21 protein-coding genes are annotated in these 21,853 nt (G+C 62.0%); 7 read left to right on the forward strand and 14 right to left on the reverse strand.

Annotated elements, in window-relative coordinates; translation table 11 throughout:
* Nucleotides 1–33 precede the first annotated feature (33 nt).
* Both AC07SZ_RS28010 and AC07SZ_RS28015 read right to left on the reverse strand, forming a co-directional pair.
* The gene (locus AC07SZ_RS28010; protein WP_494916796.1) at nucleotides 34–777 is read right to left on the reverse strand and encodes an alanyl-tRNA editing protein; all 744 of its coding nucleotides are present in this window, start codon (nucleotides 775–777) and stop codon (nucleotides 34–36) included.
* Nucleotides 777–1,811 carry a cysteine synthase A gene (locus AC07SZ_RS28015; protein ID WP_494916798.1) on the reverse strand — a complete coding sequence of 345 codons (1,035 nt, stop codon included), beginning with the start codon at nucleotides 1,809–1,811 and terminating at the stop codon, nucleotides 777–779. The genes AC07SZ_RS28010 and AC07SZ_RS28015 overlap by 1 nt, the downstream gene beginning before the upstream one ends.
* 227 nt (nucleotides 1,812–2,038) lie before the next feature.
* On the opposite strand from AC07SZ_RS28015, the gene AC07SZ_RS28020 reads away from it, so the two are divergent.
* Complete coding sequence (locus AC07SZ_RS28020) at nucleotides 2,039–2,860, forward strand: SDR family oxidoreductase (RefSeq protein WP_494916800.1); 822 nt, start codon at nucleotides 2,039–2,041, stop codon at nucleotides 2,858–2,860.
* 93 nt (nucleotides 2,861–2,953) lie between these two features.
* Nucleotides 2,954–3,928, forward strand: coding sequence for an alpha/beta hydrolase (locus AC07SZ_RS28025; RefSeq protein WP_172373911.1), 975 nt, complete (start codon nucleotides 2,954–2,956; stop codon nucleotides 3,926–3,928).
* 107 nt (nucleotides 3,929–4,035) lie between these two features.
* On the opposite strand, the gene AC07SZ_RS28030 is transcribed toward AC07SZ_RS28025, so the two are convergent.
* From AC07SZ_RS28030 to AC07SZ_RS28040, 3 genes are all read right to left on the reverse strand, one after another.
* Nucleotides 4,036–5,457 carry a DEAD/DEAH box helicase gene (locus AC07SZ_RS28030; RefSeq protein WP_056567996.1) on the reverse strand — a complete coding sequence of 474 codons (1,422 nt, stop codon included), beginning with the start codon at nucleotides 5,455–5,457 and terminating at the stop codon, nucleotides 4,036–4,038.
* Nucleotides 5,458–5,819: 362 nt separating this feature from the next.
* Nucleotides 5,820–6,107: a type II toxin-antitoxin system RelE/ParE family toxin gene (locus tag AC07SZ_RS28035; RefSeq protein WP_494916803.1), complete on the reverse strand. Its 288-nt coding sequence runs from the start codon at nucleotides 6,105–6,107 to the stop codon at nucleotides 5,820–5,822.
* 12 nt (nucleotides 6,108–6,119) lie between these two features.
* Nucleotides 6,120–6,350 carry a transcriptional regulator gene (locus tag AC07SZ_RS28040; protein ID WP_494916805.1) on the reverse strand — a complete coding sequence of 77 codons (231 nt, stop codon included), beginning with the start codon at nucleotides 6,348–6,350 and terminating at the stop codon, nucleotides 6,120–6,122.
* A gap of 63 nt (nucleotides 6,351–6,413) precedes the next feature.
* Here AC07SZ_RS28040 and AC07SZ_RS28045 point away from each other — a divergent pair, with 63 nt between their 5' ends.
* Nucleotides 6,414–7,946, forward strand: coding sequence for an acyl-CoA carboxylase subunit beta (locus AC07SZ_RS28045; protein WP_494916841.1), 1,533 nt, complete (start codon nucleotides 6,414–6,416; stop codon nucleotides 7,944–7,946).
* A 30-nt stretch (nucleotides 7,947–7,976) separates the two neighbouring features.
* Here AC07SZ_RS28045 and AC07SZ_RS28050 read toward each other — a convergent pair whose 3' ends face one another.
* Nucleotides 7,977–9,977 carry a hypothetical protein gene (locus AC07SZ_RS28050; protein ID WP_494916807.1) on the reverse strand — a complete coding sequence of 667 codons (2,001 nt, stop codon included), beginning with the start codon at nucleotides 9,975–9,977 and terminating at the stop codon, nucleotides 7,977–7,979.
* Complete coding sequence (locus AC07SZ_RS28055) at nucleotides 9,974–11,512, reverse strand: NAD(P)H-hydrate dehydratase (protein WP_494916809.1); 1,539 nt, start codon at nucleotides 11,510–11,512, stop codon at nucleotides 9,974–9,976. The genes AC07SZ_RS28050 and AC07SZ_RS28055 overlap by 4 nt, the downstream gene beginning before the upstream one ends.
* A 357-nt stretch (nucleotides 11,513–11,869) precedes the next feature.
* On the opposite strand from AC07SZ_RS28055, the gene AC07SZ_RS28060 reads away from it, so the two are divergent.
* Nucleotides 11,870–12,208, forward strand: a complete 339-nt coding sequence (locus tag AC07SZ_RS28060) for a P-II family nitrogen regulator (protein WP_006205430.1) — start codon at nucleotides 11,870–11,872, stop codon at nucleotides 12,206–12,208.
* A gap of 64 nt (nucleotides 12,209–12,272) precedes the next feature.
* Entirely contained in the window at nucleotides 12,273–13,682 is a 1,410-nt protein-coding gene (gene glnA, locus AC07SZ_RS28065) for a type I glutamate--ammonia ligase (RefSeq protein ID WP_056568012.1), read from the forward strand.
* An 893-nt stretch (nucleotides 13,683–14,575) separates the two neighbouring features.
* Here glnA and AC07SZ_RS28070 read toward each other — a convergent pair.
* Nucleotides 14,576–15,616 carry a glutamine synthetase beta-grasp domain-containing protein gene (locus AC07SZ_RS28070; RefSeq protein ID WP_065005076.1) on the reverse strand — a complete coding sequence of 347 codons (1,041 nt, stop codon included), beginning with the start codon at nucleotides 15,614–15,616 and terminating at the stop codon, nucleotides 14,576–14,578.
* A 316-nt stretch (nucleotides 15,617–15,932) separates the two neighbouring features.
* Between AC07SZ_RS28070 and AC07SZ_RS28075 the strand changes: the two genes are divergently transcribed.
* Nucleotides 15,933–16,124, forward strand: coding sequence for a DUF2735 domain-containing protein (locus tag AC07SZ_RS28075; RefSeq protein ID WP_081294729.1), 192 nt, complete (start codon nucleotides 15,933–15,935; stop codon nucleotides 16,122–16,124).
* Nucleotides 16,125–16,207: 83 nt separating this feature from the next.
* Here AC07SZ_RS28075 and AC07SZ_RS28080 read toward each other — a convergent pair whose 3' ends face one another.
* Complete coding sequence (locus tag AC07SZ_RS28080; protein ID WP_494916812.1) at nucleotides 16,208–18,097, reverse strand: MFS transporter; 1,890 nt, start codon at nucleotides 18,095–18,097, stop codon at nucleotides 16,208–16,210.
* Here AC07SZ_RS28080 and AC07SZ_RS28085 point away from each other — a divergent pair.
* Complete coding sequence (locus AC07SZ_RS28085) at nucleotides 18,033–18,242, forward strand: hypothetical protein (protein WP_162258900.1); 210 nt, start codon at nucleotides 18,033–18,035, stop codon at nucleotides 18,240–18,242. The genes AC07SZ_RS28080 and AC07SZ_RS28085 overlap by 65 nt on opposite strands.
* A 36-nt stretch (nucleotides 18,243–18,278) precedes the next feature.
* On the opposite strand, the gene AC07SZ_RS28090 is transcribed toward AC07SZ_RS28085, so the two are convergent.
* From AC07SZ_RS28090 to AC07SZ_RS28110, 5 genes are all read right to left on the reverse strand, one after another.
* A complete protein-coding gene (locus AC07SZ_RS28090; protein WP_494916814.1) occupies nucleotides 18,279–19,070 on the reverse strand; it encodes an ATP12 family chaperone protein in 792 nt (263 codons plus the stop codon).
* Nucleotides 19,071–19,082: 12 nt separating this feature from the next.
* Nucleotides 19,083–19,955: a DMT family transporter gene (locus AC07SZ_RS28095; protein ID WP_056568077.1), complete on the reverse strand. Its 873-nt coding sequence runs from the start codon at nucleotides 19,953–19,955 to the stop codon at nucleotides 19,083–19,085.
* 47 nt (nucleotides 19,956–20,002) lie between these two features.
* Nucleotides 20,003–20,983: an RluA family pseudouridine synthase gene (locus AC07SZ_RS28100; protein WP_056568026.1), complete on the reverse strand. Its 981-nt coding sequence runs from the start codon at nucleotides 20,981–20,983 to the stop codon at nucleotides 20,003–20,005.
* A 62-nt stretch (nucleotides 20,984–21,045) separates the two neighbouring features.
* Nucleotides 21,046–21,420, reverse strand: a complete 375-nt coding sequence (gene crcB, locus AC07SZ_RS28105; RefSeq protein ID WP_494916817.1) for a fluoride efflux transporter CrcB — start codon at nucleotides 21,418–21,420, stop codon at nucleotides 21,046–21,048.
* Between the two features lie 45 nt (nucleotides 21,421–21,465).
* Nucleotides 21,466–21,831 (reverse strand): DUF779 domain-containing protein, encoded by a 366-nt coding sequence (locus AC07SZ_RS28110; protein ID WP_494916818.1) that lies wholly within the window; start codon nucleotides 21,829–21,831, stop codon nucleotides 21,466–21,468.
* Nucleotides 21,832–21,853 lie beyond the last annotated feature (22 nt).

The raw sequence follows: 21,853 nt of genomic DNA on the forward strand, positions 1-21,853 counted from the left end.
TTGGTTCTCCCGGGTAAGGCAAAGGGTTACGTGTCAGGCGGCCGGCATCGGGCCGAAGCGGATGCGGAAGCGCCTGTTCTCACGGCCTTTCTTTTCGATCTTGCCAATGTGGATTTCGCCGATTTCGCGCGTGCTTTTCACATGCGTGCCGCCGCAGGGCTGGCTGTCGACCGTGCCATTCTCACCGATGCAGACCAGGCGGATCTTGCCGGTGCCGACCGGCGGCCGGACGTTCTTGGACTTCACCAGGCCGGGATTCGCGGCGAGTTCCTCGTCGCTGATCAGCCTGGTGAAAATCGGATGATCGGCCCGCACCAGATCCATCAGCCTCGCGGTCACCTCTTCCCTGGTGAAGCTGGCGTCCGGAATGTCGAAATCGACGCGGCTGTCGTCCTCGGAAACCGCGGCACCCGTAATCGGGAACGGGCAAACGACTGTGAGCAGGTGACAGGCCGCGTGCATGCGCATCAACAGGTGCCGGCGTTCCCAGTCGATGGCGAGTTTGACCTTTTCGCCAGCCGCCGGGGCCGACTGCTCGGGCGCCGGCACATGGATGATCTCGTCCTTGGTCTCACCCGTGATGGTGGCTGCAATGGCGATGCGGCTGCCGTCGGCGCGTTCGAGATAACCGGTGTCTCCCGGCTGCCCACCCGAGGTGGCGTAGAAGATCGTCCGATCGAGAACGATGCCGCCACGATCGTTGACGGCAACAACCGTCGCATCCGCCGTACGCAGGTAGGCATCGTCGCGAAACAGCGCTTCCGTTTTGTGCGCCATCACGAGACCTTTTCGAACGGCACCGAAATCTTGCTCTGCAGTTCCATCCAGCCCGGCACGGGAAGGTTCTTCTCGCGCAGGAATTCCGGGTTGAACAGCTTCGACTGGTAGCGCGTGCCGTAATCGCAAAGAATGGTCACGATGGTATGGCCGGGGCCTAATTCCCTGGCCAGCCGGATCGCGCCGGCAATGTTGATGCCGGTCGAGCCACCGACGCAAAGACCTTCTTCCTGAATGAGATCGAAGACGATCGGCAGTGCGTCCTCGTCCTTGACCTGAAAGGAGAAGTCCGGCGTGAACCCTTCGAGATTGGCGGTAATGCGCCCCTGCCCGATGCCCTCGGTGATCGAGCTGCCCTCCGATTTCAATTCGCCGCTGGTGTAGAAACTGTAGAGCGCGGCGCCCAGTGGATCAGCGAGCGCGATCTTCACATCCTTGCTCTTGGCCTTCAGCCCGAAGGCAACACCGGCAAGCGTTCCACCGGAGCCCACCGCCGAGACGAAACCATCGACCTTGCCGCCGGTCTGGGCCCAGATTTCCTGCGCCGTGGTGCGGATATGGCCGTCGCGGTTGGCGACATTGTCGAACTGGTTGGCCCATATGGCGCCGTTCGGCTCGCTCCTGGCCATCTGCTCGGCCAGCCGTCCCGACAGTTTCACGTAGTTGTTGGGGTTCTTGTAGGGCACGGCCGGCACCTCGATCAGCTCGGCGCCGAGCAAGCGGATCGTGTCCTTCTTTTCCTGGCTCTGCGTATCCGGGATGACGATGACGGTGCGATAGCCAAGCGCCTTGGCGACCAGCGTCAGGCCGATGCCGGTATTGCCGGCCGTGCCCTCGACGATGACACCGCCCGGCTTCAACAGGCCGCGCTGTTCGGCGTCATGGATGATGAACAGGCCGGCGCGATCCTTGACCGATTGCCCAGGATTCATGAATTCGGCCTTGCCCAGGATTTCGCAGCCGGTTTCTTCGGAAGCCTTGTTGAGGCGGATCAGAGGCGTGTTGCCGATCGCGTCGATCACAGAACGGGGCATTCAGGATTCCTTGTGTGCGTGCGCCGAAACCCTAGAAACCCGAAGCTTCGGTTTCAAGGCAAGAATTTGCCTGGTCCAGTCGCATTTCCGGCTCTGCGGTGTATCTGCATCCCCTAGACCGGGCTCGATGTCGTACAGTTCATTTGCACCCGACGTCGAGAAGCACTCTTTTCATTCGATTTCCTGACCGCTAGAGCAAGGCACCAACAAACTCGGCAGGGCGCAGCATGACACTCTATCGGGCCGATCCGAAACATGGCGTTGCCTGGGTCACGGGCGGCTCGAGCGGCATTGGCCGCTCGCTGGCCAGGGATCTGGCGTCCCAGGGCTACGCGGTGGCGGTAACCGCGCTGGACGACGATCCGATCGACACGCTCATTGTCGAGACAGCGCAGATGCCGGGCAGCGTCACCGCTTTTCCCTGTGACGTGACCGACGAACCGCGCATGGCAAGGACGGTCGCCGCGATCGAGAAGGAGCTCGGGCCGATCGTGCTCGCCGTCTTCAATGCCGGAAACTACATCGCGACGCCCGGAGAGGCTCTTGTCGTCAAGGACTTTCGCAAGTCCTTCGAGGTCAATTATTTCGGCATCATCAACGGGCTGGTGCCGGTCGTGGAACATATGCGCGTGCGATCACGCGGCCATGTCGTGCTGGTTGGATCTGTCACCGCCTATTTCGGCTGGCCGACCACCGCCGCCTATGGCGGCACCAAGGCGGCGATCAACATCCTGGCAGAGTCCCTGAAGTACGATTTCGACAAGATGAACATCCGCGTCCAGGTGATAAACCCCGGTTTTGTCGACACGCCGCTGACTGAAAAGAACATGTTGCCAATGCCGGGCCTGATGCCAGTCAGCCGAGCGACGCGCCGCATGGTGAAGGCAATCAAATCCGGTGGCTTCGAAGTCACCTTTCCGTACCGCACGAGCTGGCCGCTGAAGTTTCTTGCCCTGTTGCCCCGACCCGTGTGCCGATGGGTGATCAGCTTGACGACAAGCTGGAAGGCAAGGCCACTGAACTACGACCGCAAACCGCAGAACGAATAGGATGCCCACAGGATTGGTGGTTTGGCTGCCTGGGCGGCCGTTGCCTGTTCAGGGCCACCGCCATAGGCTTGTTGTTGTTGCGTGGAGTCTGCAATGGGGCGACGGATCGTGCTTGCTGTGCTGGGCCTGATCGCCGTCCTTGCACTGGCCATCGTCCTTGGCCCACGCGTTCCCGTAGACACCACGATCCGCTTCGATCCTTCCGCCATCGGCGACGATCCGCAGGCCTATGTGGCGAAGGTGGAAGCCGCCGTGCCCGGTGTACGCGACGGGCTGGAGAAGGAGATCGTCTGGGCCAACCCGATGGTGCATGCCAAGACGCCGCTGTCGATCGTCTATATCCACGGGTTTTCCGCTTCCAAAGGCGAAGTCCGCCCCCTGCCCGACGAGGTGGCGGACCAGCTCGACGCCAACCTCTTCTACACCCGCCTTACCGGTCACGGGCAGGACGGCGCGGCGATGACGCAGGGCAGTGTCAATGCCTGGATCAACGACTATGAGGAGGCGCTCGCCATCGGCCGGGCGATCGGCGACAAGGTGATCGTCATCTCGACCTCGACCGGCGGCTCGCTGGCGGCGTGGGCGGCAACACAGCCCGGTGCGTCGGATGGCGTGGCGGCCATTGCATTCATCTCGCCCAATTTCGGCGTGAAGGCATCAGGCGCCGAGCTCCTGACCATGCCTTGGGGAAAGCAGATCGCCGAACTCGTCATCGGCAAGGAACGCAGTTTCGTGCCGCGCAACGCTCTGCACGAGAAATTCTGGACCACCAAATATCCGGTTGCCGCGACGCTGCCGATGCAGGCGCTGACTGAACTCGCCTATGGAGCGCCGGTGGAGAAAGCTGACATCCCTGCCCTGTTCATCTTCTCGGATTCGGACAGGGTGGTGCGGCCTGACCGCACCCGCGAAATCGCCGGCCGCTGGGGCGCGCCGCACGAGCTGGTTCCGCTCGACGATACCGGCGACCCAGATAACCATGTCATCGCCGGCGACGCGCTGTCGCCATCGACCACGGCCTTCCTGGCGCAACGGATTACCGTCTGGGTCGAGGCGGTGGCGAAGTAAGGTTCAAAAAACAAGAGGCGGCCGAAGCATCGCTTCAACCGCCCTCTTGTCTATCAGGCAGGCAACCAGCGAACCACCAAGGTTTGACCGGTTACCGCGAGGCGTCGTCAGGCAGCCCGCGCTGCCGGCCGCTTGCCCCCGAAGCGGCGCTTGTTGTTGCCCTTGAAGGGTTTCGCGCCTTCGGGCTTGCGCTCGCCGGCAAACGCCGGCTTGTCGCCGAAGCGCTTCTTGCCGAAGCCGTTGCCCTTGTTCTCGCCGCCCGGCCGCCTGCCGTCGCGGCGACCATTGCGGTCGTTGCGATCATTGGCGGGCTCGAAGCGCTCGTTCTTTTCAGCCGGATTGCGCTGCGGATCGGGGCTGCCGAGATGGTCGGCAACGATCGGCAGCTTGGTGCGGATGATGCGTTCGACCTGGCGCAGCTTGCTGTTTTCCGAAGGATCGCAAAGCGTGATCGCGATGCCATCCATGCCGTTGCGGCCGGTACGGCCGATGCGGTGGACGTAGCTTTCGGCCTCGTCGGGCAGGTCGAAATTCACGACATGGCTGATGCCGGGTACATCGATGCCACGCGCGGCGATGTCGGTCGCGACCAGAATGCGCACCGATCCGTCACGAAAATCGTTCAGCGCCTTCTGACGGGCATTTTGCGACTTGTTGCCATGGATGACGGCGGCCTTGAAGCCATCGCGCTCGAGGTCCTTGGTCACCCGGTCGGCGCCATGCTTGGTGCGCGAAAAGATGATGACGGACCTCATCGCCTCATCGGCGAGCATGGTCGACAGCACCTGGCGCTTCTGCTTGGTGCGGGCGAAGACGACGCCCTGCACGATCTCGGCCGCCGCCGTGCTTTGCGGCGAGACTTCGATGCGGACCGGGTTCTTCAACAGGCCCTTGGCCAGTTCGGCGATCTCGTCCGGCATGGTGGCCGAGAACAGCGCCGTCTGGCGGTCAGGCGCGGTCGCCTTGGCGATGCGCTTGACGTCGTTGATGAAGCCCATGTCGAGCATGCGGTCGCCCTCGTCCAGCACCAGCCATTTGGTGTCGGACAGGATGAGGTCGCCCTCACGCACCAGGTCGGTCAACCGGCCCGGCGTGGCAATGAGGATGTCGACGCCGGGAGCAACCTTCTTCACCTGGCTGAAGCGGGAAACGCCGCCCAACACGAGGGCCGTGGAGACATGCGCGCCCTTGGCGAGGATCTTGATGGTGTCCTCGATCTGCACCGCAAGCTCGCGGGTCGGTGCCAGGATGAGCGCGCGGGTCGTCTTGGCGCGCCGCTTGGTGCCGAGCGCGATGATCTTCGACAGGATCGGCAGCGCAAAGGCCGCGGTCTTGCCGGAGCCTGTCTGCGCGATGCCGAAAATGTCACGGCCTTCCATCTGCGGCGGGATGGCCTGCATCTGGATCGGCTTCGGTTCGGTGAAGCCGGCATTGTGGGTGGCCTTGAGCAGCGCACCGGTAATTCCCAGCGCCGCGAAACCGGAGAGTTCCGCGGATACGTTGCCGGGCAATGTGTTTTCGTTGGTCAAAATAATCTTCTTTCAAGCGGCTTCTCGGCCGCAAACATCAATGGCGGCAGGGCGCAACCTGCCGTCGAAAAATTTGATATGAAACGACAAGGCGGGCGGACGGTGTCGTCCACTCGGCTGCGCTGTCGTGCCCGCAGGCATCATGCCACGGGGCTTTTTCGCCACTTTATGATGTACCGGAAAAAGGGCCGATATACCGGAAAGAGGGAAAACAGACGCAACCAGTCTCATTTGTCGAGAAGGCCGGAATCTCCCGGCCCAAGCGCCTATGGGCTGCATATGGCTGAGTTCGCCCCAGAATGCAAGGGGCGCAATGTTGCAGCGCAGCAAAAACCGACTAGAGAGCGATCGGAAATGTCCGCTCAAACTTCATCCGGCCATTTCCTGGCGCCGTGTTGCACAAATAGAATTTCGATCTGAGTGTCCGCGACCCGATACGCGACGATGTAGGGCGTTCCGGGAATCACCAGTTCACGCGCGCCTTTGATCTCGCCAACCCGTCCGATGAAGGGGTTAGCGGACAACAGCCGGGCGGTCTTTGGATGGATATCATTGACAATCCGGGCAGCGGCCCGCGGGTTATGTTGGTTGATGTAGTCGCCGATTGACGCAAGCTCGATCGGATAGTGTCGGGTCCAGACAATTCGCACAGAGGCTCATGCCTAACTGTACTTGTTGAGAACCGTCGCGATTTCTTCCTCATTGGCAAAGTCGCCACGGTCGGCGGCCTCTATTCCCCCCTGAACGCCTGCGACCCACTTTTCCTGCCACGCCAGCGAACGTCCGTGGGAAAGGGCATTCTCGGTGATCTGATCGCGTGTCAGCGTCGAGCGCGACGTGAGCATGTCAATCCGGCGGCTCAAATCCTCGGATATTTCTACGTTGTTCTTCATAGGCTTATTCTGCCATATCTGGCGAATGCCTGCCAAGAAGTATGTCGCATGGGGGACCGAGTGATGAAGGATGTGCTGAAGGAACTCGAGCGTCGGCGCGAGATCGCCCGCATGGGCGGTGGCCAGGCCCGCATCGATGCCCAGCACAAGAAGGGCAAGCTGACCGCACGCGAACGCATCGAGGTGTTTCTCGACGAGGGTTCGTTCGAGGAGTTCGACATGTATGTCGAGCATCGCTCGACCGATTTCGGCATGGAGAAGACCAAGATCGCCGGCGACGGCGTCGTCACCGGTTGGGGCACGGTCAACGGCCGTCCGGTCTATCTCTTCGCCAAGGACTTCACCGTGTTCGGCGGCTCGCTGTCGGAAGCCCATGCCGAGAAGGTCATCAAGGTGCAGGAGATGGCGCTGCGCAACCGCGCGCCGATCATTGGTCTCTACGATGCCGGCGGCGCCCGCATCCAGGAGGGTGTGGCAGCCCTCGGCGGCTATGCCGAGATTTTTCAGCGCAACGTGCTGGCCTCCGGCGTCATTCCGCAGATTTCCGTGATCATGGGCCCATGCGCCGGCGGCGACGTCTATTCGCCGGCCATGACCGACTTCATCTTCATGGTGCGCGACACCTCCTACATGTTCGTCACCGGCCCGGATGTGGTGAAGACCGTCACCAACGAGACGGTGACGGCCGAAAGCCTCGGCGGCGCCTCGGTCCACACCACGAAATCCTCGATCGCCGACGGCGCCTATGACAATGATGTCGAGGCACTGCTGCAGATGCGCCGGCTGGTCGATCTTTTGCCCGCTTCGAACACGTCGGAGATTCCCGAGATCGAATGCTACCAGTCGGTGACCGACCACGACCTGTCGCTCGATCGGCTGATCCCCGACAATGCCAACAAGCCCTACGACATCAAGGAACTGATCCTGAAGGTCGCCGATGAGGGCGACTTCTTCGAGATCCAGCAGAATTTCGCCAAGAACATCGTCACCGGCTTCGGCCGTGTCGAGGGCCGCACGGTCGGCTTCGTCGCCAACCAGCCGATGGTGCTGGCGGGCGTGCTCGATTCCGACGCCAGCCGCAAGGCGGCGCGCTTCGTGCGCTTCTGCGATTGTTTTTCGATCCCGATCGTCACCTTCGTCGACGTTCCAGGCTTCCTGCCGGGTACCGCGCAGGAGTATGGCGGGCTGATCAAGCACGGCGCCAAGTTGCTCTTCGCCTATGCCGAGGCGACCGTGCCGAAGATCACCGTCATCACCCGAAAAGCCTATGGCGGCGCCTATGACGTGATGGCCTCAAAACATCTGCGCGGCGACATGAACTATGCCTGGCCAACGGCGCAGATCGCTGTGATGGGCGCCAGGGGCGCGGTGGAAATCATCTACCGCAAGGACATTGGCGACGCCGAAAAGATCGCGGCCCATACAAAGATTTACGAGGATCGCTTCCTGTCGCCCTTCGTCGCCGCCGAGCGCGGTTATGTCGACGAGGTGATCATGCCGCACTCGACCCGCCGCCGTATCGCGCGCGCGCTCAGGATGCTGCGCAACAAGGACATGCAGAACCCCTGGAAGAAGCACGACAACATCCCGCTGTGAAACGGTCTACGGAGGTAGCTGTCGAACAGCTCACTCCTCCTCCGCCGCGCCGAACCCCGCCCCCATCGTGGCGCTGGTAGCGCTTGCCCAAGGCGTCGCATGGTTGTCGATGCGCATCTGGAAGATGAAATAGGTCGGCGAACAGAAGCCGATGCCTTTGACTTTGGGGGCGCCCGGCGTGTCCGGCGGCAGCGACTGGCACATATAATCCTCGCGGCAGAAATGATCGGCCGAACACGCCGGCCGGTTGCCGCGATTGACCGCGCCGCCGAGGCACTGGTCGAAATTGTTGGTCGCCACGCAAGTGTCGAATTTCTTGCCGCCGACCAGCCCACAGATTTCATTCGGCATCGGCTTGCCCTTCTTGAAGGCGGCAAAGTCGCGATCCTTGTCGTCGCAAGCGCGGTAGGCGATGCCGGCCGGCACGCCGATCTTCGGCGGCCGGCAGGTATAGGCGGTGCGCGAAATCCCCGGTGCGAACGCGGCGAACCGGCCTGATATCGTGTAGCGGTCGTTGAAAGGCCGCGACTGGTTGCTGGCGATCGACCCGGTCAGGCAGGGATGGCCGGAGAACATATTTTCGCTCCCCTTGGGCAACAGGCATTGCGCCAGCGTAGTGTGCACGCCAGACGCGGTCGCCAGCGGCGTGCAGACAGTGCCGCCGCCACATTGCCAGGTCGCGCCGAAACGCTTGGCATCCTCGGGCATCAGGCACGGCATCGCCATTTCGGCTGGTGCGTAGTCGACGTCGCCGGTATCAGCCCAGGTGGCTGGCGGCGCAAAGGACAGCGGCCGATAACGGTTCGGCTCCTTGCCTTCCTGCGTTGCGCGCAGCCAGGCCTGACGCCGGGGAATCTCGGCATGGAGATGCGGCGAGATGCCGACCTCGATGCGGTTGAGCGGCGACGTCGTCTTGTCGTCGACGCCGATCAGGTGGAAGCCGGCCGTGGAACCCGCCTGGTGGCAGCCCTGGCAGGCGCCATTGTCCAGCCGCTCGACCAGCGCCTCCGGCGTGCGCACCAGCTTCATGGAGGAATAGTCGAGCGATACGAATTCCTTGGGTTGGAATATTTGCGTAAACGGATGGTTGGCCTGCCGCGCGCTGCCGAAGGTCGACCACGAGACGACCTTTTTGGCCAGGAATTCGTCGGGGATTTCGTAGACGCCGAGATCGACCGCCGCAACATTGGCGCTGACATAATGGGCAAGCTCTTTCTTCAGCGCCGCATCTTGCGAGAGCCGCACGGTATCAGGTGTGTTTTCCAGCGGCTTCTCGCTGACGGTAGCGCCATCGATGCCGAATATCCGCATGAGGTAGGCGGCCTGCCCGCCAAATTCGGTCTCCTGACCGGAGGGAAAGCGCACGACTTGCGCATTGAGTTCGAGCTGCTTGAAGGTGAGCCCGGCCCGCTCCAGCGGCCCGCCGTTCAGCCAGCCAGCGTCGATGCTCTCATCCAGTTGCGGCGTCCAGCGTCCGGCAACACCGACGCAGCCGCCATCGGCATCCGGTGCCGCACTGTAGACCGCGTTGAAATTGAGCGGCAGCCGCGAAGCCAGGACCTTGCCGTCCTTCTTGAAGCTGTAGGCGAGGCGATAGATGAAACGCACCTCGCCGCAGCTCTTGTCGCCTTCCAAGGCAGCGAAATCACGCCGGTCGAGCCGGTTGACGACGCCGACCAGACGGAAGCGTGCCGCCTCCGTCTTCAGCCAGCGCATGTCCATGATCCGGCCGACATTGCCGTCGGTGACCTCGTAGAGCGTGCGCCCGCCGGCCTTCATCTCGGCCCGCAGCGTGGCAATGTCTGATGCCACCGTATCGACGATCGCATGATAGGCCGGCGCCTTGTCATAGAGCGTCTTCAAATCGCCCGCGCCATCGACGGCAAAAATGCCGGCGAAGCCAAAGCCCTTGGCATCGAGTGTAGCGAGAACCGCCGCATCGTCGACGATGGTCACCGGCTGCTCGGCGCGCACGCCATGCGAGATGAGCAGCGTGATGAAGGCCGCAACGGTGAGCGCGAAACGCTTCATCCGTTGGGCACCTTGCGCCGTGCCTCGACCAGTTCGCGCAAAACCGGCACCAGCGCCAGCGGCAGATCCTCGGCAATCAGCCCCGGTCCAAACCGGCTGCCGGCCTCGGCATGGATCCAGACCGCCGCACAGGCTGCTTCGAACGCCGGCATGGCTTGCGCCATCAGGCCGGCTGATATGCCCGACAGCACGTCGCCCGACCCGGCGGTGGCAAGCCAGGCCGCGCCGTTGGCATTGATTGCCGCCCGGCCATCAGGCGCGGCGATCACCGTGTCGGCGCCCTTGTAGACGATAATGGCATTGGCGCGTGCAGCCGCCGCGCGCGCCTTGTCCAGCTTGGACGAGGCGTCATCGCCGGCTATGTCGGGAAACAGCCTGGCAAACTCCCCTTCGTGTGGTGTCATCACCAGCGCCGGCGCATTCTGCCTGCGCGCCGCTTCGAACAAGACGTCCTGCGCCTCACGAAACGAGGTGATCGCGTCGGCATCGAACACAAGGCCGTCGACCTGTGCGGCGGCATTCCGTGGCTGGCCGGCGGCGAGGAGTGCCAGCCCAAAGGTCCGCGTTTTTTCGCCGACGCCAAAGCCGGGCCCAAGCACGAAAGCCGAAGGACGGCGTTCGCCGGCAAATTCCTCGATGTCCGCGACATCGTCTGCCTTGCGCAGCATGATCGAGGTCAGATGGGCGGCATTGACCTGCATGGCGTTGCCCGGCGACAGCACGGTCACCGCCCCTGCCCCGCTTCGGGCCGCGGCCAGCGCCGACAGCCGCGCCGCGCCGGTGGCGCTCGGTCCGCCTGAAAAGACGCCGACATGGCCGCGTTTGTATTTGTGCGCGTCGACGGCCGGTACCGGAAAATCGCGCAGCCAGCGCGCCGGCCTGTTCTCGAACGCCCGGGACCGGAGCCGTGCAATGATGTCGTCGCCGATGCCGATATCGGCAAGCACGATCTCACCGCATCGCTCGCGGCCCGGCAGCAGCAGATGGCCGGGTTTCTTGCGCGCGAAGGTCACGGTGACGGCCGCGGTGAATGCGATGCCCAGAACCTTGCCGCTGTCGCCGGAGACGCCCGAAGGCAGATCGACCGCGATAACCGGCAAACGTCGGTTGGAGGCGATATCGGCCGCCCTTGCGGCGTCGCCCGATAGCGGCTTGGACAGCCCCGCCCCATAAAGCGCGTCGACCACGATCGAGCCGGGCTCGGCTTCAAAGCCAGACAGTGGCCGAGGCGCGATCGGGCATTCCGCGGCGGCGAGCGCCGCATCGCTTTCCGGCCTCGGCGCTGCGGACGCCCAGATCGTCGTGGCGACGCCGCTGTCGGCCAGGATGCGGGCGACGACATAGCCATCGCCGCCATTGTTGCCCGGCCCGCAAAGCACATGGACATAGGTCGCTTCGGGATAGCGGTTGAAAACCTCGGCCGCGACCGCTTCCCCGGCGCGCCGCATCAAGCCGATGCCGGCGACTGGACCGGAGGCAATCGCCATTCGGTCCGCCTCGCCCATTTCGACGGAAGTAAGAAGTTCATCGCTCATGGATTGCCGATCCGCATTCGATCAAGCATTGTCCAGTTTTCGATCCGAAGCAAACCAAGAGGAGTTGGCGCGATTGCGGCCATAGTGTTCGGATGGGAGGCATTGCAGACGGCAAATGCCTGCTATTTAGGCGACATGCCCAATTATTGTGCCGCAATACCCCTTGGCACTGTGGAGACTCAAGGGACCGGTGCCGCATCCGATGCAGTGAATGACGTGAATTTGCATCCCGGCGCGGTACGGCTTTGAAATCGTATGAGACCGCTTCTGCTCCGCTGAATTGGCACAGTTCGTGCTTGATGGAGGCGCAAGCGGGGCTCACAACCCGTTTTTTTGGCAGTGGAGGCCACTTTTTACATGAAAAAGATCGAAGCGATCATCAAGCCATTCAAGCTGGACGAAGTGAAGGAAGCGCTTCAGGAGGCCGGACTGCAAGGCATCACCGTCACCGAGGCCAAGGGCTTCGGACGCCAGAAAGGCCACACCGAGCTCTACCGTGGCGCCGAATATGTCGTCGACTTCCTGCCCAAGGTGAAGATCGAGGTCGTGCTCGGCGACGATGCGGTCGAAGGCGCCATAGAGGCCATCCGCAAGGCGGCGCAGACAGGCCGTATCGGCGACGGCAAGATCTTCGTCTCCAACATCGAGGAAGTCGTGCGCATCCGCACCGGCGAAACCGGAATGGACGCGGTCTGATCGGACCCGGCCACCGTTCGAAACGTCATCCATCAAAAAACGTCATCACACAGGGATACATGACATGACGACAGCCAAAGACATCATGAAGCAGATCAAGGACAACGACGTGAAATTCGTCGACCTGCGCTTCACTGACCCGAAGGGCAAGCTGCAGCACGTGACGATGGATGTCGTCGAGGTCGAGGAAGACATGTTCGCCGATGGTGTCATGTTCGACGGCTCGTCGATTGCCGGCTGGAAGGCCATCAACGAGTCCGACATGGTGTTGATGCCCGATCCGGACACGGTCCACATGGACCCGTTCTTCGCGCAGTCGACCATGGTCATCCTGTGCGACATCCTAGATCCGGTCTCGGGCGAATCCTATAACCGCGATCCGCGCGGCACGGCCAAGAAGGCCGAGGCCTATATGAAGTCGGAAGGCATCGGCGACACCATCTATGTCGGTCCGGAAGCCGAATTCTTCGTGTTCGATGACGTCAAGTACAAGGCCGATCCCTACAACACCGGCTTCAGGCTCGATTCCACCGAGTTGCCGTCCAATGACGACACCGATTACGAAACCGGCAACCTTGGCCACCGCCCGCGCGTCAAGGGAGGCTATTTCCCGGTACCGCCGATCGATTCCGCGCAGGACATGCGCTCCGAGATGCTGACCGTGCTCGCCGAAATGGGCGTCCGCGTCGAAAAGCATCACCATGAGGTCGCCGCCGCGCAGCACGAACTCGGCATCAAGTTCGACACGCTGGTCCGCAACGCCGACAAGATGCTGATCTACAAGTACGTCGTGCACCAGGTCGCCAACGCCTACGGCAAGACGGCCACCTTCATGCCGAAGCCGATATTCGGCGACAACGGCTCAGGCATGCACGTTCACCAGTCGATCTGGAAGGGCGGCAAGCCGACCTTCGCCGGCAATGAGTATGCAGGCCTCTCCGAAGCCTGCCTGTTCTACATCGGCGGCATCATCAAGCATGCCAAGGCGATCAACGCCTTCACCAACCCGCTGACCAATTCCTACAAGCGCCTGGTGCCTGGCTACGAAGCGCCGGTTCTGCTCGCCTATTCGGCGCGCAACCGCTCGGCCTCCTGCCGCATCCCATTCGGTTCGTCGCCGAAGTCGAAGCGCGTCGAGGTCCGTTTCCCGGATCCGGGCGCGAACCCCTACCTCGCCTTCGCCGCCATGCTGATGGCCGGTCTCGATGGCATCAAGAACAAGATCCACCCTGGCCAGCCGATGGACAAGGATCTCTACGACCTGCCGCCGAAGGAGTTGAAGAAGATCCCGACGGTCTGCGGCTCGCTGCGTGAGGCACTCCAGAGCCTCGACAAGGACCGCGGCTTCCTGAAGGCCGGCGGCGTCTTCGACGACGACCAGATCGACAGCTACATCGAACTGAAAATGGCCGAGGTGATGCGCTTCGAGATGACCCCGCATCCGGTCGAATACGACATGTACTACTCGGTCTAAGAACCCGTTCGGATAGCTTGCGAAGCCCTTGAAGGATCTCCCCTTCAAGGGCTTTTTGCCGCGCTCAACACTCACTGATGGATGTGTGTGGTCAGTCAGATCAGTGAATTGCTTTTGGGTGTTGGGATCGTATGGCCTTGCCCGCTTGTGCCCGCCGGCGAAACACACGGCTTCATGATCGCACTATAAAACCATGGCAGGGCGTTGGCGGATGGCTCCAGGGCGTAGCAAGCCGCCAGGAGCGAGCGGCGCACTGCCTCAGGCTGCAATGCCCGCTCGTCCGGCGCCCCCGCCAATGCCGTCGTTCAAGAAACCCCGCCCCGTTCGAACAGCATCGCTTTGGCGTAACCCCAAAGGCACGATACGCATGCCGCGGCGCGATCTGTCAACGTTGCCAGCCACCGGGGCAGACGGTCGATCCTGGTGTTTTAACAGAGACTTATATAAGAGCCTTTGAGTGCAAAAACACGCTCGAACCGGCGGTTTTCCGGGCTTTTCAGGCAATTTCCGCGCCTACGACGCGGGGGTATGGTTGACCAAACGTCAGCCGGGGCTGACTGGTGCCGCGGTTTTGGCCGCCCCTTTTCAACCTGACTTTTTTTGGGGGAATTCATTCCACCCGGCCGGCGCCGCCCAAAACGGCCCTGGCAAGGACCAAGGTTCTCACGGAACAGGATGGCGCAGGGAGGCATCTTATCGGCATGGCGGTCGGTGCCGTCGGCTGCGTCCAGAACAAACATCAAGCGGATAGCCGTCGACGCCCTGAATCCCCGTCATGGCGGATTCGTGCGCTGCCCGCCCCAAAAGCACAAAAGCCCCGGCGTTTTCCCGCCGGGGCTCTTGTCACTGCAATTGCGGCGCGGGTCATCTCATGGCCCGCGCCGCGAAAACAATCAGGCGGCGGCCGAAACCGACGCGTCGGTCGCAACCTGCGAAATCGTCTTCAGAACCTGCGAGGCGATCTGGTAGGGGTCGCCCTGGGAATTCGGACGGCGGTCTTCGAGATAGCCCTTGTAGTCATTCTTGACGAAGGAATGCGGTACGCGGATAGAAGCCCCGCGGTCGGCGACGCCGTAGCTGAACTTGTTCCACGGCGCGGTTTCGTGCTTGCCGGTCAGGCGCTTGTCATTGTCCGGACCGTAGACGGCGATGTGGTCCATGAGGTTCTTGTCGAACTGTGCCATCAGGGCCTCGAAGTAGGCCTTGCCGCCGACTTCGCGCATGAACTTGGTCGAGAAGTTGCAGTGCATGCCCGAGCCGTTCCAGTCAGTGTCGCCAAGCGGCTTGCAGTGGAACTCGATGTCGATGCCGTAAGTCTCGGTCAGACGCAGAAGCAGATAGCGCGCCATCCAGATCTGGTCGGCGGCCTTCTTGGAGCCCTTGCCGAAGATCTGGAATTCCCACTGGCCTTTGGCCACCTCGGCGTTGATGCCTTCATGGTTGATGCCGGCCGCAAGGCACTGGTCAAGATGCTCTTCGACGATCTTGCGCGCGACGTCGCCGACGTTCTTGTAGCCGACGCCGGTATAGTACGGGCCCTGCGGCGCCGGGTAGCCGCTCTCGGGGAAGCCGAGCGGACGGCCGTCCTTGTAGAAGAAATACTCCTGCTCGAAGCCGAACCACGCATCCTCGTCGTCGAGGATGGTCGCGCGGCTGTTCGATTCATGCGGGGTGACGCCATCGGGCATCATGACTTCGCACATGACCAGAATGCCGTTGGTGCGGGCCGGATCCGGGTAGAGCGCCACCGGCTTCAACACGCAGTCGGAGCTGCGGCCCTCGGCCTGCATGGTCGAGGAACCGTCGAACCCCCACAGCGGCAGCTGTTCGAGCGTCGGGAATTCGGCGAATTCCTTGATCTGCGTCTTGCCGCGAAGGTTGGGGACCGGGGTGTATCCATCGAGCCAAATGTACTCGAGCTTGTATTTCGTCATTCTAGCCTCTCGTTGCTTGATCACCGAACACCAAACGGCGTCAACATGCGTTCGCCGTCGGCAGCCGGCGCTGCCGATCACTAAAATGCAATTCGTGTGCCACTCCGGCATTGGCGGGTGCGGCAAAATGGCTGCGATATCGCGGCGAATTTGCTGTGCCGCCTCATCACTGGGTCCCGATCGATCATACGGGCAGATCGCACAAATATTAGGCAAATAATGATCTTTTCGTAGGCATATTGCCTAAAGGAATCGCAGGACCTATCTTCTGGGAAAGCTGAATCGACAAGCTCCTGAAGAAGAAAGGAGACGGCCCATGGAAATCGCTCCCACCCGTCCGTCGGCGAAAATTCTGATGTTCCCTCTGGCAGCAAGCAAATCTGCCTCAAATTTAGGCGCGAAGGCGAAATTCGCGGCAGAGCTCGCTTCGTTGCGTACCACGTACGCCGATTTTGACGGCTGGTATCACGAAGCAGCCGTCGAGGAAGAAAATCATCGGAAAAGCTGATCCGCTTCTTTCGGCCACTGACATGAAAAGCCCGGCGTGATTGCTCACGCCGGGCTTTTTCGTTGGCACATGGATCCGATCGGCTAATCCTTGGCGTGCAAGTTGGTGCCGAGCGTGTCCTTGACGAAGAGCATGCCGATGACGAGCGTGATCGCCGCGATCACCACCGGATACCAAAGGCCGTAGTAGATGTCGCCCCTATAGGCGCTGAGCGCGAACACCGTCGCAGGCAGCAAGCCACCGAACCAGCCATTGCCGATGTGATAGGGCAGCGACATGCCGGTGTAGCGGATGCGGGTCGGGAACATCTCGACCAGGATCGCCGCGATCGGGCCGTAGACCATGGTAACGAGCAGCACCAGGAGGAACAGGATGCCGATCGTCATCGGCCAGTTCACGGCCGCCGGATCGGCGAACATGGCGAAGGCGCCGCCGCCGGGGATATTATAGACGGTGACCTCTGGCGCGCCCGCCGCCTCATCCGTGGTCAAGAGCTTGTCCTTGACCGCCTGATCGGTCGGCATTGCTGCCTTTTCGCCGCCGCGGATGGCGGCGGCATCAAGTTTCAGCTCAGGGTTGGCCGCGATGAAAGCGTCGAGCTTCTGGTCAGCGACCTTGATCGCTGACCGCTTCAACGGATAACCGCCGTCCTGCAGCGACATGTTGACGGCCTTGACGAAGGCAGCGTCCTTGGCCTTGGCCTGATCGCCGGCGGCAACCGCGTCGTAGGATGTCACCGTCTCGTTACCGATCTTGACCGACGCAGCCGTCCCGGGCGCGGCCGTCGACACCACGTCATAGGGAACCGAGTTCTTGGTCAGGAACGAAGTCGCGATGTCGCAGGACGTCGTGAACTTGGCTGTACCGACCGGATTGAACTGGAACCTGCAGTCTCCGGGTGCCGCCGTCACCGTTGCCCGCGTGCTCTGCTGCGCCTTCGCAAGCGCCGGATTGGCGGCCCAGGTCAATGCCTTGAACAGCGGGAAGGTGCTGACAATGGCAAGCGCAAGGCCAGCCATGATAATCGGCTTGCGGCCGATCTTGTCGGACAGCCAGCCGAAGACGACGAAGAAGATCGAGCCAAGCGCCAGCGCAACGGCGATCATGATGTTGACCGACTGCGCGTCGACCTTGAGCACGTTCTGCAGAAAGAACAGCGCATAGAACTGACCATTATACCAGACCACGGCCTGGCCGGCGGTAAGGCCGAACAACGCCAGCAGCGCGATCTTGGCATTCTTCCACTGGCCGAAGGCTTCCGAAAGCGGCGCCTTGGATCCCCTTCCTTCGTCCTTCATCTTCTGGAAGGTCGGCGATTCCGAAAGCGACAGCCGAATCCAGATCGAAACGGCGAGCAGCACGAAGGAAACGATGAACGGAATGCGCCAACCCCAGGCAGCGTAGGTTTCCTTGCTCAGTGATCCCTGGACGATGAGGATAACGATCAGCGACAGAAACAGCCCGAGCGTCGCCGTCGTCTGAATCCAGGACGTGTAGAAGCCACGGCGATCATCCGGCGAGTGCTCGGCAACGTAGGTCGCCGCCCCACCATATTCGCCGCCGAGCGCCAGACCCTGCAGCATGCGCAGGAATATCAGGATCACCGGAGCGGCGATGCCCAAAGTCGCATAGCCGGGCAGCAAGCCAACCAGGAAGGTCGACAGGCCCATGATCGTCATTGTGACGAGGAATGTGTATTTGCGGCCGACAAGGTCACCAAGGCGGCCGAACACCAGCGCGCCGAACGGGCGCACGAGGAAACCGGCGGCGAAGGCCAGCAGCGCGAAGATGTTGCGTGTCGCCTCGGGAATGGTCGGGCTGAAAAAGGTCGAGCCGATAAAGGCCGCCAGTGAGCCATAGAGATAGAAATCGTACCATTCGAAAACAGTGCCGAGCGAGGAAGCGAAGATGACCTTCTTCTCCTCTCGCGTCATGCCGCGGCTCGTTCCGCCGGCGGTCGATGCCATTGCCATTGATATGTCCTCCCGTGAGACCCTTGCCCTCGATGCCACGCCAACGCCCGCGTTCTCCTCCGAACGCAGACTCAAAAAAGCGGAGCCATCAGGCAAAAAATGGCAGAAAGCACCCGCCGACGGCAGAGCGACGATGGGATTATGACTTTGGTATTAGGTGCGGTGCGGTAACGGTCCGGGCTCAGGCCTTGAGCGCCTCGAGGAGGCCGACCGCGGCCATCATGTCGCGCTTGCGGGCGGCACGGCGCGCGACCGCCTCGGCGTCCTGCCCCCATTGCTCGATCTGCCAGTCCTCGTCGACATGGCCGGCGGCCCAGGCGGCCTCCGCGTCGAGTTCACCGAAATCGACGGCCAGCGCCAGCAGCGCCGAACCGGTCAGCGAGGTCATGAGGTGGATGGCGGCCAGCCGCAGCGGCTCGGCGCGCTGATTGAGATGACTGCCCAGAACGGCGATCGTCTCGCGCGGCTGCTCGACATGGATGACCCCTTCGGCAAGGTTGAATCGAGCCCCCAATGTAGCGCGCGCCCAATCGATGACGGGATCCCACTGCTCGTTCTGCCGGTCAACCAGCCCCTGCGGCGCGTCGGCGCGGTAGCAAAGCAGGTCCGATGAGGCAAAACGCAGTATGTCTTCCAGCACCGCCTGCGGGTCACTGGCGACGCCATCGATGGCGGTGTTGACCAGTCGCATTACCGGCATCGCCACCGGATTGATCGTCTCGCCCTGTTCAGCGAATTCGTCGGCAACCAGCACTGCCGTCGCCTCGGTCGGCAGCGCCAGCAGCGCCTTGCCCGGCGTGCGCACCGGCTTGCCATCGAGATGCACGGCGAAACCTTCCTCTACCGGCGCAACCGAAACGGTCTTGTAGAAGCGCTTGGGCAGCGGTGTCTTCATCTGGATCTGGGCGCGCCGCACCGGATCCGGATCGGAAAGATACTTACCCGCTTCGAGGTCGTTGAGGATGTCACGCATGAAAAATCTCTCTCACACCGGTGTCAGCTTGCGCGCCGGCCGGTTGACGATGATCAGGCCCGCCGCAATCAGGCCAAGCGCCAGAAAAATGCGAATGGTCAGCGGTTCGTTCAAGATGATTGCACCGCACAAAACACCAAAAACCGGCGACAGGAACGTGAAGCTGGACAGGCTCGACGCGGGATAGCGACGCAGCAGCCAGAACCAAAGGACATAGGTGAAAGCGACAATGTAGATCGCCTGGAAAAGCAGCGCCAATGTCGGCAACAAGGAGGCATCGCGCACTGGCGGACCAGCGAGAGGCAACACCAGTATGCCGACGACCGCCGCGCCGGCGAGTTGATAGAGCAGCAGCTTCTCGGCGCTGGCTTCAACCAGTTTCGAGCGTTTGATGAGAATATTGGTCAAGGCCCAGAAAAATCCGGAGCCGAGACTGAGGAGATCGCCGAACAGCATGTCCCCGCCGCCGCCAAGCTTGTCTGAAAAGACGGCGGCAAGGCCGGCGAAGGCCAGCAGCAGGCCAAGGAACTTGCGCATGGTGATCTGTTCGCCAAGCAGGAGGTGACCGCCAATCAGCATCCAGAACGGCATTGTGTTGACCAGCAGCGTGTTGCGGGCAACCGTCGTATGCTCCAGGCCGACATAGAGGCAGAGGAACTCGACGCCGAAAAGCGCACCCACGACAAGGCCGGCAAGCAATGTGCCATCGCGGGTGAACAGAGCGATGCCACGCCATCGGCACCAGAGGAAGACGCAGAAACCGCCAATGATCGAGCGTGCGATCGACAGGAAGACGGGATCGTAGCCGGCATAGGAGATCTTGGCGGCGACGTAGTTCAGGCCCCAGGAAAAGGTCAGGCCGACCATGATGGCGGCGGCGGCCATGTCGACTGTGTCGCGCCGATCGAGCGCGTCGGTGGCGCCGCTCAAGGTCAGTCCTCCGCGCTGGCGTCGTCGAAGCCGATCAGGTTCCAACTCTGGCGCATATGCGGCGGCATCGGCGCGGTCACATCGATGACGCCCTTGTCCGGGTGCGGAATGATGATGCGGCGCGCATGAAGATGCAGTCGGTTTTGAATACCGCCCGGAAAGTCCCAGTTGGTGTCGGCCTCGAAATATTTCGGGTCGCCGATGATAGGGCAGCCGATATAGGCGGCGTGGACACGGAGCTGATGGGTGCGGCCGGTATAAGGCTCCATCTCCAGCCAGGTCATGGTCTGCGCCGCCTGCTCGATGATGCGGTAGTAGGATACGGCGTGATCGGCGCCCTTTTCACCATGAGCAGCGACCCGGACACGGTCGCCGTCCTCAGTCGGCTCCTTGATCAGCCAGGTCGAGATCTTGTCCTCGCGTTTCGGCGGCACGCCCTTGACCAGCGCCCAGTAGGTCTTCTTGGTTTCGCGGGCGCGGAACGATTCTGACAGCTTCATGGCGGCCAGCCTCGTGCGGGCCACGACCAGCACGCCCGACGTGTCGCGGTCGAGCCGGTGAACCAGCCGCGGCTTTTCGCCTTTCTGGTTGCGCCAGGCTTCCAGCATGTCGTCGACATTGCGGGTGACGCCCGAACCGCCCTGCACCGCAAGGCCCGCCGGCTTGTTGAAGACGAAAACCTTCGGGTCCTCATGGATAAGCATTTTCGCCAGGACGTCGGCATCGCCTTGGTTGCGGATCGAATGGCCGGTCAGCGCGCTTTCGCCCTTCTTGTCGACCTCGAGTGGCGGGATGCGCACGACCTGGCCAGGCTCGACACGGCTGTCAGCCTTGACGCGGCCGCCATCGACGCGGATCTGGCCGGAGCGCAGCAGCTTCTGCAAATGGCCGAAACCAAGGCCCGGGAAATGGGTCTTGAACCAGCGATCGAGCCGCATGCCCGCCTCGCCGGCCTCCACCGTGATCTGTTCAACGCCTGCCATTTTTTCTTCGCTTACCCATTTCCAAAAGCAGGGCTCGGCCTGCGCTTGGCGCGGCAATAGCACTAAGGCAGGCTTCTTGCGAGCCAAAGACCCAAAAACAGGGCGATGATGGCGCCAACGACGCTGGTCAGTGCATATCCAAACGACGGCAACGTGGCTCCTCGTTCCCACAGCGTGGCGAAATCGAGCGAAAAGGCGGAAAAAGTGGTGAAGCCGCCCAAGATACCAGTGGCGACAAACAGCCTGACTTCGTTCGGCCCGCCGCGACGCGCCATGGTGGCGATGAACAGGCCCATGGCAAAGGAGCCGAGGATGTTGATCGCCATGGTGCCCCAGGGATAGTTGGGGCCGACAAGGCGCAGCGCGCCCATGTTGGCGAGATGGCGGATGCCGGCGCCGATACCGCCGCCGAGGACAACAAGAAGCAGATTGAACATCGCCGTTTACTGCCCTTGCAAGGGCGGCGGCGTCAACCCGTCCCGTCAAGCCGCCGGCGTCTCCGGAACGGCACAGATGGCCGAACGCGTCAGGAACCGTCTCTCGCGCCCATTGTCGAGCGAGAACATGCCACCCCTGCCCGGCACCACATCGATGGTAAGGTCGGTGTGCTTCCACGCTTCATATTGCGAAGCGCTGATGTAGACCGGCGTTCCGCCGATCTCGCCCAGCATGACGTCATTGTCGCCGACGATGAAGTCACCGCGGGGATAGCACATTGGCGAGGAGCCGTCGCAACAGCCGCCCGATTGATGAAACAGCACCGGGCCGTGGTCGGCGACGATCTCCGCCAGGAAAGCAATGGCTTCCGGCGTGGCCGAGACTTTTCCGAGCGAAACCTTGTCGGACATGCCTTTCTCCTTCTTCATCCCC

The organism is Mesorhizobium sp. GW821-FHT07A06 (assembly GCF_059419085.1).

Excerpts from the sequence above, each read along its gene's own strand:
- AC07SZ_RS28090 (WP_494916814.1), bottom strand. The coding sequence starts at position 19,070 with ATGCGTGACATCCTCAACGACCTCGAAGCGGGTAAGTATCTTTCCGAT.
- AC07SZ_RS28085 (WP_162258900.1), top strand. The coding sequence starts at position 18,033 with ATGACCTTCTTCTCCTCTCGCGTCATGCCGCGGCTCGTTCCGCCGGCG.
- AC07SZ_RS28080 (WP_494916812.1), bottom strand. The coding sequence starts at position 18,097 with ATGGCAATGGCATCGACCGCCGGCGGAACGAGCCGCGGCATGACGCGA.
- glnA (WP_056568012.1), top strand. The coding sequence starts at position 12,273 with ATGACGACAGCCAAAGACATCATGAAGCAGATCAAGGACAACGACGTG.
- AC07SZ_RS28070 (WP_065005076.1), bottom strand. The coding sequence starts at position 15,616 with ATGACGAAATACAAGCTCGAGTACATTTGGCTCGATGGATACACCCCG.
- crcB (WP_494916817.1), bottom strand. The coding sequence starts at position 21,420 with ATGTTCAATCTGCTTCTTGTTGTCCTCGGCGGCGGTATCGGCGCCGGC.
- AC07SZ_RS28010 (WP_494916796.1), bottom strand. The coding sequence starts at position 777 with ATGGCGCACAAAACGGAAGCGCTGTTTCGCGACGATGCCTACCTGCGT.
- AC07SZ_RS28050 (WP_494916807.1), bottom strand. The coding sequence starts at position 9,977 with ATGAAGCGTTTCGCGCTCACCGTTGCGGCCTTCATCACGCTGCTCATC.
- AC07SZ_RS28040 (WP_494916805.1), bottom strand. The coding sequence starts at position 6,350 with ATGAAGAACAACGTAGAAATATCCGAGGATTTGAGCCGCCGGATTGAC.
- AC07SZ_RS28025 (WP_172373911.1), top strand. The coding sequence starts at position 2,954 with ATGGGGCGACGGATCGTGCTTGCTGTGCTGGGCCTGATCGCCGTCCTT.
- AC07SZ_RS28110 (WP_494916818.1), bottom strand. The coding sequence starts at position 21,831 with ATGTCCGACAAGGTTTCGCTCGGAAAAGTCTCGGCCACGCCGGAAGCC.
- AC07SZ_RS28055 (WP_494916809.1), bottom strand. The coding sequence starts at position 11,512 with ATGAGCGATGAACTTCTTACTTCCGTCGAAATGGGCGAGGCGGACCGA.
- AC07SZ_RS28045 (WP_494916841.1), top strand. The coding sequence starts at position 6,414 with ATGAAGGATGTGCTGAAGGAACTCGAGCGTCGGCGCGAGATCGCCCGC.
- AC07SZ_RS28015 (WP_494916798.1), bottom strand. The coding sequence starts at position 1,811 with ATGCCCCGTTCTGTGATCGACGCGATCGGCAACACGCCTCTGATCCGC.
- AC07SZ_RS28095 (WP_056568077.1), bottom strand. The coding sequence starts at position 19,955 with ATGGCCGCCGCCGCCATCATGGTCGGCCTGACCTTTTCCTGGGGCCTG.
- AC07SZ_RS28020 (WP_494916800.1), top strand. The coding sequence starts at position 2,039 with ATGACACTCTATCGGGCCGATCCGAAACATGGCGTTGCCTGGGTCACG.
- AC07SZ_RS28075 (WP_081294729.1), top strand. The coding sequence starts at position 15,933 with ATGGAAATCGCTCCCACCCGTCCGTCGGCGAAAATTCTGATGTTCCCT.
- AC07SZ_RS28100 (WP_056568026.1), bottom strand. The coding sequence starts at position 20,983 with ATGGCAGGCGTTGAACAGATCACGGTGGAGGCCGGCGAGGCGGGCATG.
- AC07SZ_RS28060 (WP_006205430.1), top strand. The coding sequence starts at position 11,870 with ATGAAAAAGATCGAAGCGATCATCAAGCCATTCAAGCTGGACGAAGTG.